The organism is Thermoanaerobacterium thermosulfurigenes (assembly GCF_051201035.1).
In the GTDB taxonomy this organism is placed as follows: Bacteria; Bacillota; Thermoanaerobacteria; order Thermoanaerobacterales; family Thermoanaerobacteraceae; genus Thermoanaerobacterium; species Thermoanaerobacterium thermosulfurigenes.
Genome location: NZ_JBPODR010000004.1, coordinates 70,605 through 90,892 on the forward strand (window position 1 = coordinate 70,605; position 20,288 = coordinate 90,892).

The following is a 20,288-nucleotide window of genomic DNA, read 5'->3' on the forward strand; positions in this document are numbered from 1 at the left end:
CATCGTATAATAATCAATAAAATTTTGTAAAGCAAGGATATTTTAATATCCCTGCTTTACAAGTTATGATTTTAGTTATTATTGCTCTGCATCACTTATGTTGTCTTTTGTGATCTTTTTGTATGGTATCCAGACATATTTTCCATCTGTAATGTCATATCCAATATTGTCTTTTGTAGGTGTTATACCTTGCGCCAATTCATAAGCGATATTAAATGTAGCCTTTGCTTGATTCTTAGCATCGTTTAATACAGTTCCCAATAATGTTCCATCTTTTATAGCCTGTATTCCAGGTGCTGTAGCATCAACACCAACAACAGGTATATATTTATTTCCTGTAAAATAACCTGCTGATTTTAAAGCTTCAATTGCTCCCAACGCCATATCATCGTTGTTGCAGAATACAGCTTCAATCTTATCTCCGTATGATGAAAGCCAAGCAGCCATTTTATCATGGGCTGTAACTCTGTCCCAGTTTGCATAATCTTGTGCTAAACATTGAACCTTTATTCCTGCATCTTTAACTGTCTGTATTGAATACTGAGTACGTAATATTGCATCTTGATGTCCTGGTTGACCCATCAGCATAACATATTGCATTACACCGTCATGGTTTTTGTCTGCTTCTGGATGTGACTTCCAATAGTCTGCCATTATTTGTCCTTGTAATATACCAGATTGTTCTGCCTTAGCACCAACATAGTAAACTTTATCCCATTTTTTCATATCATCTGGCAAAGGCTCTCTGTTAAAGAACACTACAGGAATGTTAGCAGCCTTTGCTTTGTCAATAATTGTACCTGCTGCAGTTCTATCAACTGGGTTTATTGCAAGTGCATCCATCTTTTTAGTTATGAAAAGATCTACCTGATCGTTTTGTGTAGGTTGTGAATTCTGGCTATCAACCATGTTTAAATTTGCCTTACCTTGCGCCGCTGCAACCATTGCATTACGAACACCTGTCATGAAAGTATCGTCGAATTTGTATATTGCTACACCTATATTGGGCTGTTTACTACTACTTGAAGTAGAAGTTGTCTTACTTGATTGCTGTGAACTATTTGATGAATTGTTTGATGAAGTATTACTGCTTGTATTTCCGCATCCTGTGAGCAATGCTGAAAGAACAAGAACTACTAAAACTAAATAAGTTAAAACTTTTTTCATAAATAAATTCTCCCTTCTTTTTAATGTATTTTGTAAAAATTTAGACAGTAAACGCTTAGACATTGGCTGCTAATGCATATCACCTTCTTTCAAAAATTAAATTTTTACGTTTACTTAATCAAAAACATTTCTTGGTTTTTCAATGTTTCCATAAAGTTGAAAATGATTCAAATATCCTTCTGTTACAGAATATTAGTTGATATTTTAAACTTTTTCAATGCAAAGATATTAATATTTTGTCATAATCAAACTTAATAATTAATTAAAAACATTAACTTATTTAAACGCATACAACACCTCACTTAATTAAATATTCTAATTAATCTTATAAATATAAAATTCTGTTGTGTATCATTCACAAAAACAGCTTCTCATCTTGAGATAAATTGTATCATTTTTATAGTCGGACGTCAAGTATTTAATTAAATTTTTTTATAAAGTGCATTAAAAAAAGCATGGTTTTTGCCATGCCATTCTCCTATCATCTTACAAGCCAGCCTCCATCAACAGCCAATACGTGTCCGTTTACATAGTCTGAAGCTTTGCTTGCCAAAAACACTAATGCTGCCATCACATCAAACGGATGTCCCCATCTCCCTGCAGGTATTCTCGAAAGTATCTCGGCATTCCTGCTTGCATCAGCTCTTATTGGAGCAGTATTGTTGGTTTCAATATATCCTGGGGCTATTGCATTTACCTGTATGTTTTTATCTGCCAATTCATTTGCAAAAGCCCTTGTAATTCCTACAACCCCGTGCTTTGATGCCGTATATGCCGGCACAAATTTTCCGCCTTGAAACGAAAGCATCGAAGCTATGTTTATGATTTTCCCGCCACCTTGTTTAACCATTACCTTCGCTACTTCATGGCTTAAATAATACACTGCATTCAAATTTATGTCGAGAACTGCTTTCCAGTCTTCGTCTTTATAATCAAGTAGAGGAGACCTTTTTATTGTACCTGCATTGTTTACAAGTATGTCTATCTTACCATAAAACTCAAGACATTTGTCTACAACTGCATTTATATTCTCTCTGATCGATAAATCTGTCTGAAAGAATTCTACCTTTCTCCCTTCTTTTTCGATAAGATCTCTCGTTTCATCAAAGCGGTCATTATGGGTAACTATGAATAAGTCAGCACCGGCTTTCGCCAATGCCACCGCATACCCTTGTCCTAATCCTGTATTGCCACCCGTTACGATTGCTACTTTTCCATCTAATCTGAAAAAGTCCATTGAAAAGTCATTAATGCTGTACATGATTTAACCTCCTCATCTTAGATCTTTTGTAGGTATAGTATCCATATCTGTGAATGCCTGATTCTCGCCTACCATTCCCCATATAAATGTGTAATTCTTTGTACCTACGCCCGAGTGAATCGACCAGCTTGGTGATATGACCGCTTGCTCATTTTTAACGACAATATGCCTTGTCTCATTTGGTGTACCCATAAAGTGAAATACAACATTATCTTCGTCCATATTGAAATAAAGATAGACTTCCATCCTCCTGTCATGGGTATGGCACGGTATTGTATTCCATATACTACCAGGTTCTAATATGGTCATGCCCATCACTAATTGACAGCTTTGGCATACCGCAGGGTGGATATACTGATTTATAGTCCTCTTATTGCACTCCTCATCAGTGCCTGCTTTTACTTTATTTGCATCGTTTAAACCTATTTTGACCGTAGGATAGCTTTTATGAGCTGTAGCGCTATTGATGTAGAACTTCGCAGGTTTTGAAATATCTACACTTTCGAAGCTTACTTCCTTTACCCCCATGCCGACGTACAATCCATCGCTATTTTTTAGCTCATACTTTTCGCCATCTAAATTCACGATGCCCGTTCCGCCTATATTAATTATGCCCATCTCTCTCCTCTCCAAAAAATAATCTGTCCCTAATTCTTTGCTTGTCTCAAGGCGAAGCACCTCATTTATCGGTACAACACCTGCCACGATTATCCTATCTACATGGCTGTAGATCATATTAATCTTACCTGTCTCGAATAGATTTTCGATTAAAAAATGTCTTCTCAATTCAGATGTATCATAGTGCTTAACGTCTTCATAATGACTCGCATACCTTATCTCCATAAAAATCCCTCCTGATTTTTCTGTTACCGTTAACGTAACGTCTAAATAAAGTATACTCTTTATCTTGGAAATAGTCAATGACACTATCAACTTTCCCTTAAAGATTTTCTTATCACAAGCTGTGGTTTGAGAATTATTTTCTTCGAAATTATCGCGCCGCCTGTTAATAGATTCAACATCGTTTCTGCGACTACTTTTCCCATTCGGCTTCCGTTTTGATCCACCGTAGTCAATGGGACAGGTAACATGGACGATTGCTGAATATTGTCATATCCTGCAATACCTATATCATAAGGTATATTAATGTTGTTTAAATAGCAGTACTTTATTACTCCTAATGCCACAGTATCATTTATGGCAAATATACTGTCAACGCCTTTTTCAATTAGAACTTTTGCCAAGTTAAATCCATCATCAAATGTGGCATCGCTTTCTAATACAATGTCACTTAGGTATTCTATGTTATTTTCTGCCAGCACATCTTTGTATGCTCTCAATCTTTCATTTGAAGCACTGGAGCTTGTTGGTCCAAGTATAACCCCAATCTTTTTGAATCCTTGTTTTACCATGTGTCGTATTACCTCTGATGCTCCATGATAGTTATCATTGCCGACAAAGTTTGCATTAAGCCCATCCACATAATTATCTGCCATAACAAGCGGTATTTCCTTTAAAATTCCTTCATAATCCTCTTTCTTTGGCTTTACAGGAAAAATAATTATGCCGTCAACTCTGCCTCCTGCCAAAAAGTCGAGATACCTTTTTTCCTCTTCTTTTTTTCTGTCGCTATTGCAAAGCAAAAGCCCATAACCATGAAGGCTTAGATATGAGCTGACACCTTTGCTTACTTGTGAATAATATTGATTTGTTATATCAGGTATAATGAGTCCTATCATGTTAGTTTTCTTTGTGACGAGGCTTCTGGCAGCAAAATTAGGCCTGTATCCTAATTCTTCACAAGCTTTCAATATTCTTTCTTTCGTCTCTTTTGATATTTGGCCGCTGTTATTCAATGCTCTCGATACAGTCATGGCTGAGACTCCACAGTATTTTGCCACATCTCTTATGTTAACCAAACTAATCCACCCTTTTTATAATAAAGTTGAATTTTATACACCTTTGAACACGTCCTCAAAGTCATACACATTGCCGTTTTCTATATCTTTTAATCCTCTTTCTATAGATTCCATCAATTCTTTATCATTAAGTATTTCATCATCTTCTGCTTCATCTTTTAATTTTAAAAATTCAATAAAATCAATTACTTCTGCGATCTTATCTTCAGGTAACTCTTCAATAATGTCCAATACCTTCTTCTTCAAAGTATTATCCATTTTCAACACCACCGTTATTATTATTTTTTCTTTTATTATAATTTATTTTTGCGCAAATAAAAAGTGCAGAAGAAATCGTCCTCTGCACTAACCATATTATTTTAGCATTCAAGGTATTTTTTAAGAGTATTTCTCACTGCGCCGGTATCAGATATAAGTTCCTTAAAGTAGCTTTCTATCATTTCGCCTATTCCTGCCTCGTACAAATCGAGTCCAAATATTTGTTTATTTGATAAAATAGGCCTTAGGTTGTTCTTAACTGATTCTACGTCCCCAAATTTTATATTTGACACATGGGATTTTAAATCATTTAGAAGCGGATCTGGGCTTAAGGTCATCTCATTGCCGTTATCGTCAATACCCATCAAATACCTACACCATCCTGCTATGACTAATGGTATATACTTTAAGCTTTTTACATCAAGATCGCTTCTTTGCATATATGATTTTATCGTCTCTCCAAACCTTATACCCATCTTTTGCGATGTATCTGTAGCAATTCTCTGTGGCGTATCAGGCATATACGGATTTGGCAGCCTTACTTCGATTACTTCTTTTATGAATTCTTCTGGATTAAGCACTTTAGGATCTATGACAACAGGCATGCCTTCCACATATCCCACTTTTTCAACAAGCTTTTTAAGACAACTATCTTTCATCTCATCAGCAATCGTCTTGTAGTTCAAAAGGCATCCGTATATGGCCAATGCTGTGTGAAGCGGATTTAAGCAAGTGGTGACTTTCATCCTTTCGACTTTTTCAACAGTTTCTTTATCTGTCAATATCACTCCAGCTTCTTCTAACTTCATGCGCCCATTTGGAAATTTATCTTCTACGACAAGGTATTGAGCTCTTTCCGCATTTACAAAAGGCGCAATTACGGTATTTTTCGAAGTTGTTATTATGTCCATATCCTCTAAGCCACTATCTTCAAGAGATTTCTTGACTATCTCATGCGGCCTTGGGACGATTTTATCGATCATACTAAGAGGAAAAGAAACTTTCGACGGATCGCTTAAGTATTTAAGGAATCCATCTTCTACATAGCTTTTCTTCGCCCATTCTTCCGCTATAGTCATAACTGCACTTTTAAGTCTATCGCCATTTCCTGAGAAGTTATCAAGGCTTACAAGTGCCAGTGGATGTTCACCATCTTTGTACCTTGAATAAACCAGAGAAGTAAGCTTTGACACTACGTTTTTCGGCTTCTCAGGACCATCCTCAATATCTTCTGTGACTTCTTTTATAAAATTGCCTGAGAAATCTCTAAGATTATAGCCTTTCTCTGTTATTGTCATGCTTACTATCTGCAGTGATGGATTTTTGAAAATACCCTTTAATTTAAACCATTGACCTTCGTTTGATGGATCTGCCATTACAATATCGGCAATGCTTCCTACGACTTCTTTTTCCAGTGTACCATCGGCATTCATGATGACTCTCAATCCCAAATTGTCGTAAGGCTTATATATCTTCTCAGAGACTTCAAAATCGTAAGATTCGACTGCAATTATTCCTGTGTCTATAAGACCTTTATTCAAGAGGGTTTGCATAAGCATTGCTATGAACCCTCTGAATATGTTGCCTGCGCCAAAGTGAATCCATGTAGGCCTTTTAGATGTGACATCAATTACTTTTTCTACGTCAAACTCCGGAAGCTTTATGCCTGCATCTTCCCATTTTTTTATATCCTTTAGTTCGGTCCTTCTTAATTTCATAAATTAATCCCCCTCATTTTAATCCTGCTGCCACTCGGTGTGGAATATTCCATCCATGTCAATCCTCTTGTAAGTGTGTGCACCAAAGAAATCCCTCTGCCCTTGTATCAAATTAGCAGGAAGGTTTTCTTCTGACATGCTATAGAAATAATCAAGAGAAGCATTTACTGTAAGCATAGGGATGTAATTGTCTTTAGCAAGCTTTGTCACCTTCTTAACTGCATCTATTTTTTCTTCCAAGAATTTTACGGATTTCGGGTTAAGAAGCAAGTTGGCATTGTCTTCTGTGATTATCTCCATCAAAAAGTCCAGAAGCCTTGCCCTTATGATGCAACCACCTTTCCAGATTCTCAAAACTTCTTTTAAGTCTATGCCGTAGCCATAGACTTTTGACGCCTCTGATATAAGCCACATGCCTTGCGAAAATGATGAAAATACTGAGAACAGCAGCGCATTTTTCAAATCTTCTACGACTTCGTCTTTATTTAAGGCATTTTCAGGGTAGTTTCTGCTTACCATTTTCGAAAGCTTTACCCTGTCATCTTTAAAGAAGGAAAGAGTTCTGCCGACAACAGCAAGATTTAAAGATGGCGTAGGAATACCTAAATCAAGAGACGTCTCTGCGGTCCACTTGCCTGTGCCCTTTTGCTCTGCTTCATCAAGTATGAGCTCTACCAAAGGTTTACCTGTCTTGTCGTCTTTGTGTTTCATTATCTTGTAAGATATTTCCATTAAGAATGAATTAAGCTCTCCGTTATTCCACTTCTCAAAAATCTCTCCGATTTCCTCACTGGTGAGTTTCAAGACTTTTCTCATTACGTCGTACACTTCTGATATTGACTGCATTATAGCGTATTCTATTCCGTTGTGCACCATCTTTACGAAGTGCCCTGCAGAATCATTTCCAATATATGTGCAGCATTCTCCAGAATCAGTCTTTGCTGCTATCTTAAGAAGCAACTCCTTTACCATTTCGTAAGCCTCTTTTGTTCCGCCAGGCATCAGTGACGGTCCGTTTAATGCGCCAAATTCTCCGCCAGATACACCCATGCCTAAGTAATGTATCCCTTTGTCCTTAAGCTCTTTTATTCTTCTGTCAGTGTCTTTAAAGTATGAATTTCCTCCGTCTATTATGAGGTCGCCTTCATCAAGGTATGGCAAAAGCTCGTGAATAACGTCATCTACTGGCTTTCCCGCCTTCACCATGAGTATTATCTTCCTGGGTTTTTCCAAAGACTCAACGAATGACTTTATGTCATAGTACGGATAGATCTTTTCATCTTTCACTTTTTCTTTAATGAATTTCTCAGTCGTCTCATGTGATCTGTTGTACCCAGAAAGGCTGTAGCCTTTTCTGGCTATGTTTAAAGCCAAGTTTTGTCCCATTACTGCAAGGCCTATCAATCCAATATTGTTCATTTCTCTTACCTCCAATTTTTATAGTTTGTTGTGAACCTCAAACAAGTTTTTGAGATCCCTTGTCATAAGTTTAAAGAATTGAAATCCCTTTTCATACTGCTGGACCTTTTCCTCTTGAGGCATGAAAACTTTCTTAATCTTCACCATCTTATAAGTTGCCTCTAATGCATCTTTGTAGACTCCTAATGCACAAAAGCCCAGCAAAGCTGAACCTAATAGCTCAGGTTCTTCCACATTCGACACCTTTATAGGTAGTCCCAATACAGATGAGAAAATTTCCATCCAAAGCTCAGAGTTTGTACCACCACCTCCAGCTCTTATCTCTTTTATATTTATATTATTGTCTTTTACAGCCTCAAAAAGCATTCTCAATGAATATGCAACGCCTTCTAAACCTGCCTTTATCAAATGCCCTTTTGTGTGACTGTTTTTCAATCCAAAATAGACGCCAGAAGCTATGTTGCCAATCTCTTTGTCCCTCTCTCCTGTGATATAAGGCAGGAAAAACAGATTGGAAGTGTCAGCATTTAATGCTTCCTTTGTTAATTCATCATAACTCATGTTAAAGATATTGTCCCTAAGCCATCTTAAAATTATGCCTGCATTGTTTATAGCTGCTCCTACAAACCACCTTCCTGATGAAAGGTAGTATGTCTGAAGCCTCATTAAATCTTCTTTATCTAAAACGGCTTCTGGATACGCAACTCTAAACATTCCTGTTGTGCCTATGTTTATTGCGCCAACTCCATCGTCAAATGCTCCAATGCCTATTCCTACAGCACCACCGTCGTACACGCCAGGCAGCAGTTTTACATCCCCATTCATCCCTAAAAGCTCTTTCGATTTGTCTGGAAGGTCAGCTAAAATCACATCTGAAGGCACAATCTCAGGAAGTCTATCCTCGTCTATACCTAAAGCACCAAGTGAGTAGCTATCCCATTTAAGCGTATTTATATTCATCATTCCTGTGGCAGATGATATGCTGGGCTCTGTATACGGCTTATTTAAAAGCTTTGATATGATGTAGTCTTTTGAGCTTAAAAAGTATTTTGATTTTTCAAAAATATCTCTCCTCTTTCTCTTAAGCCAATATATCTTAAAAAGCGGCGCATGAAACGTAGGAGCAAATCCAGTCCTCTTGTACATCTCATTTACGTCAATATCGTTTAGCAATTCTTCGTAAGTTTCTTTCGACCTCGTATCAAGAAGCGTCATTATCCCCGTCAATGGTTTTAAATCCTCATCGACAGGTACAAGACCAAACATGTATGTTGATGGTATAACAAGTGAAATCGCATCTTCGTAACCTTTTGACGCTTCTTTAGCCGCCTTCACAAATGTAGAAAACAAGACTTCAGGATCGTGTTCCGCTTTCCCGTCGTCCCCTTTAAAAAGCGGTATCTCGCACCTATAAAGGCTTAATACATTTCCTTCCTTGTCTACAACACCTGCTTTAAGATTTGTGGTGCCTATATCTATACAAAGAGCTAATCCCCTATCCATATTAATCCTCCACGACTATAATTTTATCACTCCGTCAGGCTCTTCGCCATTCAATACTTTCTCTATGTCTGATACAACTTTGTCGCCCATGCCTTTTAAGCATTCTCTTGTGTATGCAGATATGTGAGGAGTTATCACCACATTCTCATATTTCAAAAGTGGATGATTCTCGTCTATAGGCTCGTTTTCTATAACATCTAATCCCACACCTGCCACTTTTCCATCATCAAGAGCTTTCATCAAAGCCTCGTTGTCTATAAGCTCCCCTCTGGCTGTATCCACAATGTAGACACCATCTTTCATCATAGAAAACTGCTTAAATGATAGCATGTGATAATTGCCCTTATTAAGTGATGCATTTAGAGATATCATATCTGCCTCTTTTAAAAATTCTTCTAATGTTTCTACAGGCTCAGCACCTCTTTCACGTATCAAACCAGATGGTACGTACGGATCGTAAGCTATAACTTTTGCATTAAACCCATACCTGAGTATTTCACAAACTCTGCTTCCTATATTGCCAATGCCTATTATGCCTATAACCTTATCCCTTAGCTCTGCACCCATGAAGCTGGCTCTTTCGCTCCACTTGCCATCTTTCACTTTAAGCGATGCTCCTCTTACCTTCCTGACCACATCCAATAAAAGCGTCACAGCCGACTCAGCTACAGCTTCTCTTTCAACATACCCATCAACTTTTGTGACGTATGTGCCTTTCTCTTGAGCACTTTTTATGTCGATATTATCGTATCCAATGCCATGCCTTGTGATAAGCAGCGTTTTATCCTTATACTCAAAAAACTCTTTATCGTAGTAAGGCTTGACGCTTGCAACAATGATAGAATATCCCATAAGCTTCTCTGCCAATTCTTTGCCGTGCATGTCGTAAGGAAATTGGAACCTGTCAACTTCCCCAAACTTTTTTAGCTTCTCTAAATGCTCAGGAAAATTTCTCCCAAAACTACTGGAATTTACAATAGCTATTTTCACACCCATTTTTTCTCCTCCTAAGATTTATTTTTCATAGAATATTTCTTTCAAATGGTTTTCTATGTTATCAGAAACCATTTTATAATGTTCTTTTTCATAATCGTAAAGCATATCCTTAATCTCTTTTCCTTTTAGGTCAAGCAAAACGCCAAAAGATATGTGGAAAAGCTGCTTTATCTCTGGTCTAATCATAAATTCTGGATTATCAAGCTCAGGTTCATCTTTAAAGTCATCCTTTTTAATCAAAACCTTGTACGATTTTTTGCTTTCTTCCAGATTTGATAAAGCTATCTTGTAAAGTTCTCTATAGAACTCCTTGTCAGATTTGTAAATGAGATTTACAGCCTGTAGCCAACTTGTGCCAGACGTCTTTATGTGAAAATTCTTCTCAGTTGTCTGGCTGAAAACCTTGTAAATGCTAAATTTATCGCTGCCTGAATGTAAGCTAAGCTTATAACCGCCTATTAACTTCGTAAGATCGTAATGTTTTTTAAGCTCTCTTTCAAATTCATTTACGTCTCCTACGTAGTCAATGGCTTTTTCAAATTCCCCAGGAAATTTAGGAGCTATGCTGAAAAAGTGAATGCCATTCCGATGGAGATACTCTGCTACAAAAAGGTGATCCTCCAAAGTCGTCACTTTTCCGCCTTCGTCGATAGAGATTTCAAGGTCAAAGTCGTTAAGTTTTTCTTTTAAGATGTCATTAACCTTCTCAACAAACTTCATTGCAGCCTCATATGCAACTGCAGATTTTAAAAGCTCGTCTTCTGAGACTAAATGACCACCAAAACCCACATTTAGAGATTTGCCTGAAAAGTCTTCCACAATCTTTCTGCTTACATCTGACAATGTCTTTGCTTTTTCTTTGATTTCTAATGGTGTTGCACCGCTTACATCAAAAAGCTGTTCACTTAAGTCCAGCGTGTACATGGTGTAACCGGCATCTATGCCTTCTAAAAGGTACTTCTCATCCTTTATATGGTCCGCATCAGCTCCATAATGGCCTATATAGCCGGTCTCTAAAACTCCCAATACTACTTTTAAAAGCACATCTTTAAAATCCCTGTTTGTCTTTACAAGCTCTCTTGGGGATTGCTGCGCCAAAATAGGGAATACATTGAATTTTTTTAAAGCGTCAAGCTGTGCTGCTGTTGCCAGCCCAAGCCTGTCACCTGTGCCAAACGAAGCATTTTCCCTGCATATAGTAGGGCCTATATGAAATCTGCCGTTTAGCGTAACATAGTTATCGAAGGTAAAAGAATAAACATTAAATTGGAGGTTATCGCTTATTTTCTTATTCTCTGAAAAGTATGGTTCTTTAAGCTTCAACTCGTCATTAGACAGTATGCCGATCATTTTTTCCTTTTGCTTTTTCACCACAAATATATATGTGTTTTCACCAAGCTTCCTTAAAGAATCTGGATATATCTGAAACCCACTTTCTTTAAGCACAGATGATACATTTCCAACCATTTCTCATCTCTCCTTTCAAATCGAAAAACATGCTAATTAGCCAAATCTATTACAACATGATTTTTCAAATCATCTATCACATCCATGTTTTGCACTCCTGACGTTATAACCCTATCCACATCACCTATATTACAAAATGACACCATAGCATCTTTGCCAAATTTACTGCTGTCGACGACGACAATCGATGTTCTTGAAGATCCAATCATAGACCTTTTGACTTCTGCCTCAAAGATATCAGACGTGGTAAATCCCTTTTCTAACGACACTCCCGCTGCTGCGAGAAAGGCAATGTCAGCATTGTACTTTTTTACGTACTCTACAGCATCTGGACCTATCAAAGAATAATTGACGTTTTTAAGATTTCCGCCTGTCACGTGTAAAGTTATATTTGTGTTTCTTGCAAGTTCGGCAGCTATGTTAAGTCCATTGGTTATAACCGTGATGTTCTTTAAGCCTTTGTAGTTAATATACCGTGCTAACTGATAAGTAGTAGACCCTGCATCAAGAAAAATACTCATTCCCTCTTTAATCACATCTATTGCTTTATTGGCTATCTTCTCTTTTTCTTCGATGTTTTCTTCCATCCTGAATAAAAGTGGAGGAACAACGATGTTTTTCTTCAGCACGCCACCGCCGTAGTTTCTCTCTATAAGCCCTTCTCTTTCAAGCTCATCTAAGTCCCGTCTTATGGTCTCATCTGACACTTGAAACATCTCACAAAGCTCAGATACTTTCACAGATTTTTCCTTCATGAGTATTTCTTTTATCTTATTTCTTCTCGTGGAAGCCAGCATATGACACCATCCTATACAAAATTATCATCTATATTAAAGGCATATACCAATTCATCATCAAATCAATGATAATCATTTTTCTATCTATATATTAACACATATTCGACGTAAAACCAATAATTCCTCTCAAAAATCCAAATTTTTTTGTGTGGTTTTTGTGGAATTATTGGACTATGATTTCATATTTACCCTTAAGATACGAAATCCCATTTTCTATAAATGTGCCTTTTGTGTTTTCCATCAAGATGTTTATATACGGTTTTGTGTCCTTTAAATACTTGAATACTGTTTCGTAATCCAGCAGTCCCTCACCTACAGGCACAAATTCAAACTTTCCTTCATTTATCGAAAAATCTTTAGCATGTACTGCTACAATCCTATCTCCAAACAATTTAAAGGCCTCTTCAAAAATAATCTTTTGGCTTTTGTAATTTTCCTCAGTCAAAAGGTTGGCCGGGTCAAATATGACTTGCAAATTGCTGGACTTTACATCATCTATAAGCCTCCTCATGACTTTGGGAGAGTAAATAGGATGGTTGACGCCAGGTTCTATGCCTACTATGACTCCAAATTTTTCGGCTTCCTCAACTAATTCAGATACGCTTTTCACCACTTCATTGTAAGCCTCTTCTGTGAAATTATCAGTCGTGTATCCCATCTTCTCATGCACATTGCCTGTCTCTGTAGCAACAATGCTGCAGCCAAAATCTCTTGCATACCTTAAATGTTCTTTAAAAAGCTCTAATAACAACCTCCTTTCGCTTAAATCTGGATGAATGATGTTTACATAGCATCCTAACACTGCTATTTGAATGTTATGATTTCTGAAATGGCTGCCTATATAGTTAGCCAAACCCGGTGTCAAACTTCCATTTTTGATGTGAAGCTCTGGAAATGATTTACTTAAAGCCAATTGGACTGAAGATAGTCCCAATTTCGAAACCTCTTCAGGCAATCTTTCCAAGGATAATCCTATTAGATCATGTGCCCTTATTCCTAAATTCATAAAATGCACCTCTACACAATTGCTTTTTGCCACTTGGTACCCCTAAGCCTTATAAGGTAAAGAGTGCCTCTTACTGCCCAATCTGTAAACATGCCTATCCATACTCCTACAAGTCCAAATTTCATCACTACTCCAAGTACATATCCTAAAACTATCCTAAAGGCCCACATGCCTATTATAGATGTCATCAATGTGTACTTGGCATCTCCTGCGCCTTTTAAGCCTGCAGGCAGCACGAATGACAATGACCATAAAACCATACAAGCCAAATTAAGCCTCACGACTTTCACAGCGATATCTATGACATCCTGATTTGTGGTGTATATAGATACAAGAAATCTTGCAAAAGGAAACGACACTGCACCAAGTATACCCATACATATACTGGCAAGCCAAGTCATGTAGTAAAGGGACTTTTTTGCGGCTACAGGATCGCCGCTGCCCATATCCTGTCCTACAACTATAGTAGAAGCTATGCTTAAAGCGTTGCCGGGAATATTGAATATCTGCTGTACAGAAAAACCTATGGAATTTGCTGCAATTGATGCAGTGCCAAAAAGCACAACAAATACTTGCGTTATCAATTTACCGCCGCTAAACAAAAGCGATTCAAGTCCGGCAGGAAGTCCAATGTTAAAGATAGATCTAAGCATTTTTATGTCAGGTCTGTAGTGCCACAAATCGTAAAGCTTCACAACACTTGTACCTTTAATCAAGATATACAATGCTACTATAGCACCAATGAGTCTGGACAATCCTATGCCTATTGCAGCACCTTCCACACCTAAGCCTTTCAGATTAACGATTTTTATGCCGTATATGAATGCGTAACTTAATATGACGTTTAGGACATTTATAAACACGTTTATATACATAGGCGTTTTCGTATCGCCAGCACCTCTTAATACCCCAAATGCTACCAACTGAGCTGTTATAAATGGATATGTTACAAGGCTTATGCTTAAATACAATATGGCATTGTCAAATACGATTTTTTCTGCTTTGCCAAAAAGCAAAAGCACTATAGGATGCCTTAAAATCCATATTAGAATCGTAATAAATATTGTAATAAGCTCGCCGGAGTACATTATCTGTTTGCTGGCTTCATTTGCCGCCTTTTGATTTTTCTGCCCCACATACTGCGCTACAACGACAGTGCCACCAACTGCAAGAGCCGAAAAGAATCCTATTAAAATGTTATTTATAGAATCAGCCATCCCTATGGATGAAATCGCCTCTTTCCCAAGTCTGCTGGCAAGTATGGTATTTATTATTCCCATGGAGCTTATAAACGTCTGCTCCGTTATTATAGGTCCAATAAGTTTAAGTATGTCTTTTTTGATAACCATCTATTAACATCCTTTTAGCTAAATTCAAACTGGAAAAATTACCCTTGATACATAAATGACCAAAGTCAAAGTGATAGTGCTAAGCAGTGTAGAAACCATGACTAACTGCGACGCATAGTCTTTGCAATTATCAAATTCTACGGCAATTAAAGCAGTGTTTACTGCGGAAGGTGTAGAAGATGATATCATCAATGCCTGTGCCACAACGCCAGAAAAACCGAATATCTTTATTAAAAGAAATCCGATTATAGGGCCACCTAATAGCCTTGTGACTGCTGATAAATAGACTTCCTTGTTTTTAAAGCTTATATTTGTATACGAAAGTTGAGCACCTAAAGATATAAGTGCAAAAGGCACAAAAGCGTTTTTGATGTACTCAGCAGCAGGCCATATTGGTATTTTTGTCAAATCAACAGGCAACAGTTTTAAAAGCAAAGCCGCTGGAATTGCGTAAATTGTTGGCATAGAAAATATCTTTTTCATGCTGTCTTTAAAGTCCATAGATGCACTGCTGGCCAGAAAAAATCCTATGCTGTTTGTAGATATGTTTTGTATCAAAAGCACCATTATCTGTGCGGTAATCGCCATATTGGCGTAAGGAGTCTTTCCATGTATCAAATACGGACCCGTAGTAAACACAAGTGTTATAAGCGACAGCCCTATATTGCCAGAGTTGTAGAACATGATGGAATTCCTAAAAGCATTTTTATAGCCTTTGTCATAATTTCTTAACTTAGCTATAATGCTGCCGATTGCCACATTTGCCAGAAGCATAGTTATAGCAAATACCAACACTTTCATCATGTTTAGCGGAATCTTAGTCGTATAAATATTTACAAATATAAATCCTGGAACGAAAACGTAAAAATTTATTTTGCTAAAAGAATTTACGTCTAACTTAAACTTGCTGCCAAGGACATATCCTATAAATATTATCAAAAATATAGGAAGAATATCAGATGTCAAAATGTAGTAAAATATTCTCACATCATTCACCTTTGCTTTTAAATTTACAATGTCACACCTGACTTGAAAATGGCGATTTCTTTGAAATTATTCTTCTCATTGTTGACTTTATCGCCGCTGGCTACTTTTAAAACATAGTTTACTAACCTATCTAAGACTACATCTATCCCTTCATCTTCTATGAGCGTTCCTGCGTTAAAATCGATCCAATTTTTCTTCTTCCTATAAAGCTCTGAATTTGTAGAAATCTTTACAGTAGGCACAAATGTGCCAAAAGGCGTCCCTCTTCCTGTTGTAAAAAGTATCAAATGACATCCTGATGCAGCTAAAGCTGTAGAAGACACAAGATCGTTGCCTGGGCCGTACAAAAGATTAAGTCCTCTCTTTTTCACTGTATCTCCATAATTTAAGACATCTACCACGATTGATTTTCCACCTTTTTGAACACAGCCTAAGGACTTCTCCTCTAATGTAGTTATACCGCCAGCCTTGTTTCCAGGCGATGGATTTTCGTATATAGGTTGATGATGTTCTAAAAAGTACTGCTTATAGCCATTTATCATGTTGACAGTCCTGTTAAAGACATCTTCATCTTGACACCTTTCCATTAGAATCTGCTCTGCCCCAAACATCTCCGGCACTTCTGTCAATACTGCACTACCTCCATGGGATACCATAAAATCTGTAAATGCGCCTAACAATGGATTCGCAGTTATACCTGAAAATCCATCAGAGCCGCCACATTTAAGCCCAACAACCAACTGACTTATGTCTATATCGACTCTTACATCGCCTTTCATCTTCTGATACAGCTCTTTTAAGAGCCTCACTCCTTCTTCGATCTCATCATCAACTTCTTGGGCAATGAGAAACTTCACCCTTTCCTCATCGTATTGGCCCAAATTTTCCTTAAAAGAAGGTATGTTGTTGTTTTCACAGCCTAAACCCAAGACTAAGACACCGCCGGCATTTGGATGCTTCACTATATCTGATAAAATTTTTCTGGTATTTATATGGTCATCTCCCAACTGGGAGCATCCATAGCTGTGTTTAAATATCTGAATATCATCGATTCCTTCAACTTTGACTTCTCTTTTAAATCTTTCTATTATCATCTCTCCTATGCCATTTACACAGCCTACCGTAGGTACGATCCAAAGCTCATTTCTTATGCCAATATCGCCACTTTTCCTTTTGTACCCTTTAAATGTCATGGTTTCTTCATGCTCTTTAGCCACAACAGCTTCTTTTTTGTCATAAACGTAGTTCAAAATATCCCCTAAGTTAGTTTTAATATTGTGGGTATGAACCCATGCACCTTCAGGTATATCTGAAAGTGCATGCCCTATAGAGTAACCGTACTTTACAACATCATGTCTTTTTTTAATCTCCTTTAAAGCAAATTTATGACCTTTTGGCACATCATCAACGATAACTAATGCCTTATCGCCTAACGGAATAACATCGCCTTTTTTCAAATTTCTCAAAGCAACAGCCACATTGTCTGAAGAATTTATTTTTATGAAATCTTTCATAATTTATTTCAGCACCTCTTTTAAAGACTCTTTTATGCCATTCTTCTCAATCGAATACAGATACTCAGTAACAGCATCATTTAGCCCAGTTACACCGTTTAGATCCATCTTCCACACCTTATCGTACGCTAAAACATTTGTTACAATGTTTTTTATTCCATCATAACTGCCATCAAAGTCTTTCCACAGATCTTGATACATCTTTAGAATGTCAGGATCGTCGCTTAATGGTATAACTTCACTGCCCCTTTGCCCTTTGTAAAACTCTATATATGCAGAAAGGGAAAATACCAGTTTTTTAGGCAGTTCTCCATATGCTTTTACGTACTGAAGAAGTGAAGGCAAGACCCTCGTCTCAAACTTTGACATGGAATTTAAAGCAATGCTCATAAGGTAGTGCTTAACGTAAGGATTTTTAAACCTATCAAACACTTCTTCAATGAATTTTTTAACTTCATCTTCCGGCAAATCCAATGTCTTCATGATCTCATCGTAAGCCACACCTTTAATGAATTTTCCTACAACATCATCCTCCATGGCTTCTCCAACAGTATCAATTCCATAAAGGTACGCCACAGGCACCATAGCAGTGTGAAGTCCATTTAATATCCTCACTTTTCTGTCGCGATATGGGGTCACATCATCAACAAATCTTACATTTAAGCCTATCTCCCCCGCAGGAAACTCTTTTTCAATCCATTTTGGTCCCTCTATAACCCACAGGTGAAATATCTCTCCTACATCAATCAAGCTGTCTTCATAGCAAAGCTCTTTTTCAATCTCTAAAGCATCTTCTTTTGGGTATCCTGTCACAATCCTGTCTACAAGAGTCGTGCAGAAAACGTTCCTCTCCAAAACCCAGTCGGCAAATCCTTTTTCAAGATTCCAATAATCTACATACTTAAGAACCATCTCTTTTAGCTTTTCACCGTTTCTGTCAATAAGCTCACAAGGAAAAATTATAAGCCCTTTATCACTGCCGCCATTAAAATATTTATACCTTCTGTACATGAAAGCAGTGAGTTTTGCAGGAAAACTGTTGTGTGGGATAGCATCAAACGTATCATTTTCATCAAATGCAATGCCTGCCTCTGTAGTATTGGATATCACAAATCTTATCGTTTCTGATTCAGCCACCTTTAAAAACGCCTCGTAGTCATCATAGGGATTAATACCTCTACTTATGCTGTTTACAACCTTATAAGACCTTTCAGCCTTTCCATCCTTTATTCCTTGAAGTATGAGGGTGTAAAGTCCATCCTGCTCATTTAATTTATCCACCAATCCACCTCTTAAAGGCTGCACAACGACGACGCTTCCATTAAAAACACCTTTTTCGTTCATCTCATCAATCATCCAGTCCGCAAACGCCCTTAGAAAATTCCCTTCTCCAAACTGTACGACTTTCTCTGGGTATCTTTTATAATCCTTATATACCTTCGACGATAACCTCATCATTTTCTTCCTCCTTAGTTCGATTTTTAGCACACGTGAACATTTTACTTTAAAAAAAATATACTGTCGTGTATGCCATGAAAATTCTAATATTATATCAATGCCAATCCTTTAAATATTCCCTCGTGTTATCCATCATCTCATCAAACAACTTTTTACCATCTTCATATGTTAAATTGACAATAGGATCATTTAGCATAGCCTGAAGCGCCAAATCTTTATCTTTCTTTACTGCCGCTTCAAAAATCATCTTTTGATTCAATATATGAGGTCCCATGAGTAGTTTTACTCTATCGGGAATATTCCCAGCAAATATAGGGTATACTCCGTCTTTCGTAAACAAAGAGTTTGTCTCTACAACTGTATTAAAATCGACATTTCCAATCTGTCCTCTATTAGGAATATTTACATTTGTAATAAGGTCGCCTAGTCCTAAAAGTGCTTTTATTTGTTTCACTCCTTCTTCACCTGAAGGAACAGCCTTAAATTCTTCTTCCCCTTTCGCAATTCTTCTACTTTTTTCTATAAGATTTTCTCTATTCTTTATCCTCCATGATACAGGTGTCAAGTGAAATTTCCACTTTTCCACTGTCTCTGGATCTTTTAAATAGTCCTTAGGAGTAAATTCTGCAAGGTGCCTGTCACCTGCAGCTGCTATGAAACCGTATTTATCAAACAAATCAAATTTAACTAAATTTGCTGAATTAAAATAGCTGTCTTGCCAATCGCCCCTGTCTTCATATCCATCGTCTTTATGCTTTTCTACAAACTTCCTATATACAGGAAATAAATCTATCCCTTTATAATGGGCCTTTGTTATCCAAGTAAAGTGATTAATTCCTAATACATTTGTATAGATGTCATCTCTTTTGCACTCTATTCCTTCCATTTCCTTAAGAGCCTTAGTAATAAGAGACTGTGTTGAAAAAACTTCATGACAGCAACCAAAAGCTTTTATGTCTGGAAAAGTCTCATAAAGTGTTCTGACGCACAACGCCATTGGATTTGTATAATTAATTACCCAAGCATTTGAACAATACTCCTTGATTTTGTTAGCAAAATCAACATATATAGGTATCGTTCTTAAAGCCCTAAACAATCCACCTGGACCAGTTGTATCTCCAACAGATTGATATATTCCATATTTTTCAGGTGCATGAACATCTGACATCATTTCGTTAAACGTACCGGGAAGTATTGATATGACTACAAAGTCAGCATCTTTCAGAGCTTCTTCGATGCTTAAAACGCATTTATATTTCCACTGGCTGTTTAACTTGTTTCCAATAGCCTCATTCAATCTGGCTGATTCCACATCTATATCATATAAATACACTGTTCCTTCCAAAGACTCCTCAAGTGCAAGGTCAGACATTAATTTTCTAGCCCATTCTTTAGAACCACCGCCAATGTATGCTATCTTTAAATCTACTGCTTTATCATCAACATACCTCATCAAAATGCCCCTTTTC

17 protein-coding genes are annotated in these 20,288 nt (G+C 37.3%); all 17 read right to left on the bottom strand.

Translation table 11 applies throughout. The annotated features are described in order from the left end of the window. Positions 1-78: 78 nt before the first annotated feature. Positions 79-1,167, bottom strand: a complete 1,089-nt coding sequence (locus tag HNR52_RS02315) for a galactose ABC transporter substrate-binding protein (protein WP_435619584.1) — start codon at positions 1,165-1,167, stop codon at positions 79-81. Between the two features lie 481 nt (positions 1,168-1,648). Beyond that, entirely contained in the window at positions 1,649-2,428 is a 780-nt protein-coding gene (gene kduD / locus HNR52_RS02320) for a 2-dehydro-3-deoxy-D-gluconate 5-dehydrogenase KduD (RefSeq protein ID WP_435619585.1), read from the bottom strand. A 12-nt stretch (positions 2,429-2,440) separates the two neighbouring features. Next, entirely contained in the window at positions 2,441-3,271 is an 831-nt protein-coding gene (gene kduI / locus HNR52_RS02325; RefSeq protein WP_435619586.1) for a 5-dehydro-4-deoxy-D-glucuronate isomerase, read from the bottom strand. Positions 3,272-3,357: 86 nt separating this feature from the next. After that, the gene (locus HNR52_RS02330) at positions 3,358-4,347 is read right to left on the bottom strand and encodes a LacI family DNA-binding transcriptional regulator (RefSeq protein ID WP_435619587.1); all 990 of its coding nucleotides are present in this window, start codon (positions 4,345-4,347) and stop codon (positions 3,358-3,360) included. A gap of 33 nt (positions 4,348-4,380) precedes the next feature. Further along, positions 4,381-4,605, bottom strand: coding sequence for a DUF2281 domain-containing protein (locus HNR52_RS02335; protein ID WP_013788782.1), 225 nt, complete (start codon positions 4,603-4,605; stop codon positions 4,381-4,383). A 101-nt stretch (positions 4,606-4,706) separates the two neighbouring features. After that, positions 4,707-6,323 carry a mannitol dehydrogenase family protein gene (locus tag HNR52_RS02340; protein ID WP_435619588.1) on the bottom strand — a complete coding sequence of 539 codons (1,617 nt, stop codon included), beginning with the start codon at positions 6,321-6,323 and terminating at the stop codon, positions 4,707-4,709. A gap of 18 nt (positions 6,324-6,341) precedes the next feature. After that, positions 6,342-7,742 carry an NADP-dependent phosphogluconate dehydrogenase gene (gene gnd, locus HNR52_RS02345; RefSeq protein ID WP_435619589.1) on the bottom strand — a complete coding sequence of 467 codons (1,401 nt, stop codon included), beginning with the start codon at positions 7,740-7,742 and terminating at the stop codon, positions 6,342-6,344. Positions 7,743-7,760: 18 nt separating this feature from the next. Further along, on the bottom strand, positions 7,761-9,245 hold the full coding sequence (locus HNR52_RS02350) for a gluconokinase (RefSeq protein ID WP_435619590.1): 1,485 nt from the start codon (positions 9,243-9,245) through the stop codon (positions 7,761-7,763). Positions 9,246-9,260: 15 nt separating this feature from the next. Continuing rightward, positions 9,261-10,241: a D-isomer specific 2-hydroxyacid dehydrogenase family protein gene (locus HNR52_RS02355; protein WP_435619591.1), complete on the bottom strand. Its 981-nt coding sequence runs from the start codon at positions 10,239-10,241 to the stop codon at positions 9,261-9,263. 18 nt (positions 10,242-10,259) lie between these two features. Continuing rightward, a complete protein-coding gene (locus HNR52_RS02360) occupies positions 10,260-11,708 on the bottom strand; it encodes a tagaturonate epimerase family protein (protein WP_435619592.1) in 1,449 nt (482 codons plus the stop codon). Positions 11,709-11,740: 32 nt separating this feature from the next. Next, complete coding sequence (locus HNR52_RS02365; RefSeq protein WP_435619593.1) at positions 11,741-12,505, bottom strand: DeoR/GlpR family DNA-binding transcription regulator; 765 nt, start codon at positions 12,503-12,505, stop codon at positions 11,741-11,743. Between the two features lie 163 nt (positions 12,506-12,668). Next, the gene (locus HNR52_RS02370) at positions 12,669-13,511 is read right to left on the bottom strand and encodes a sugar phosphate isomerase/epimerase family protein (protein ID WP_435619594.1); all 843 of its coding nucleotides are present in this window, start codon (positions 13,509-13,511) and stop codon (positions 12,669-12,671) included. An 11-nt stretch (positions 13,512-13,522) separates the two neighbouring features. Next, the gene (locus HNR52_RS02375) at positions 13,523-14,860 is read right to left on the bottom strand and encodes an MATE family efflux transporter (protein ID WP_435619595.1); all 1,338 of its coding nucleotides are present in this window, start codon (positions 14,858-14,860) and stop codon (positions 13,523-13,525) included. Positions 14,861-14,884: 24 nt separating this feature from the next. Continuing rightward, positions 14,885-15,856, bottom strand: coding sequence for an AEC family transporter (locus HNR52_RS02380; RefSeq protein ID WP_435619596.1), 972 nt, complete (start codon positions 15,854-15,856; stop codon positions 14,885-14,887). A 14-nt stretch (positions 15,857-15,870) separates the two neighbouring features. Then, a complete protein-coding gene (locus HNR52_RS02385; RefSeq protein WP_435619597.1) occupies positions 15,871-17,361 on the bottom strand; it encodes a UxaA family hydrolase in 1,491 nt (496 codons plus the stop codon). Between the two features lie 3 nt (positions 17,362-17,364). Beyond that, a complete protein-coding gene (locus tag HNR52_RS02390; RefSeq protein ID WP_041592258.1) occupies positions 17,365-18,816 on the bottom strand; it encodes a tagaturonate reductase in 1,452 nt (483 codons plus the stop codon). 97 nt (positions 18,817-18,913) lie between these two features. After that, positions 18,914-20,272 carry a family 4 glycosyl hydrolase gene (locus tag HNR52_RS02395; RefSeq protein ID WP_435619598.1) on the bottom strand — a complete coding sequence of 453 codons (1,359 nt, stop codon included), beginning with the start codon at positions 20,270-20,272 and terminating at the stop codon, positions 18,914-18,916. Between the last annotated feature and the right edge of the window lie 16 nt (positions 20,273-20,288).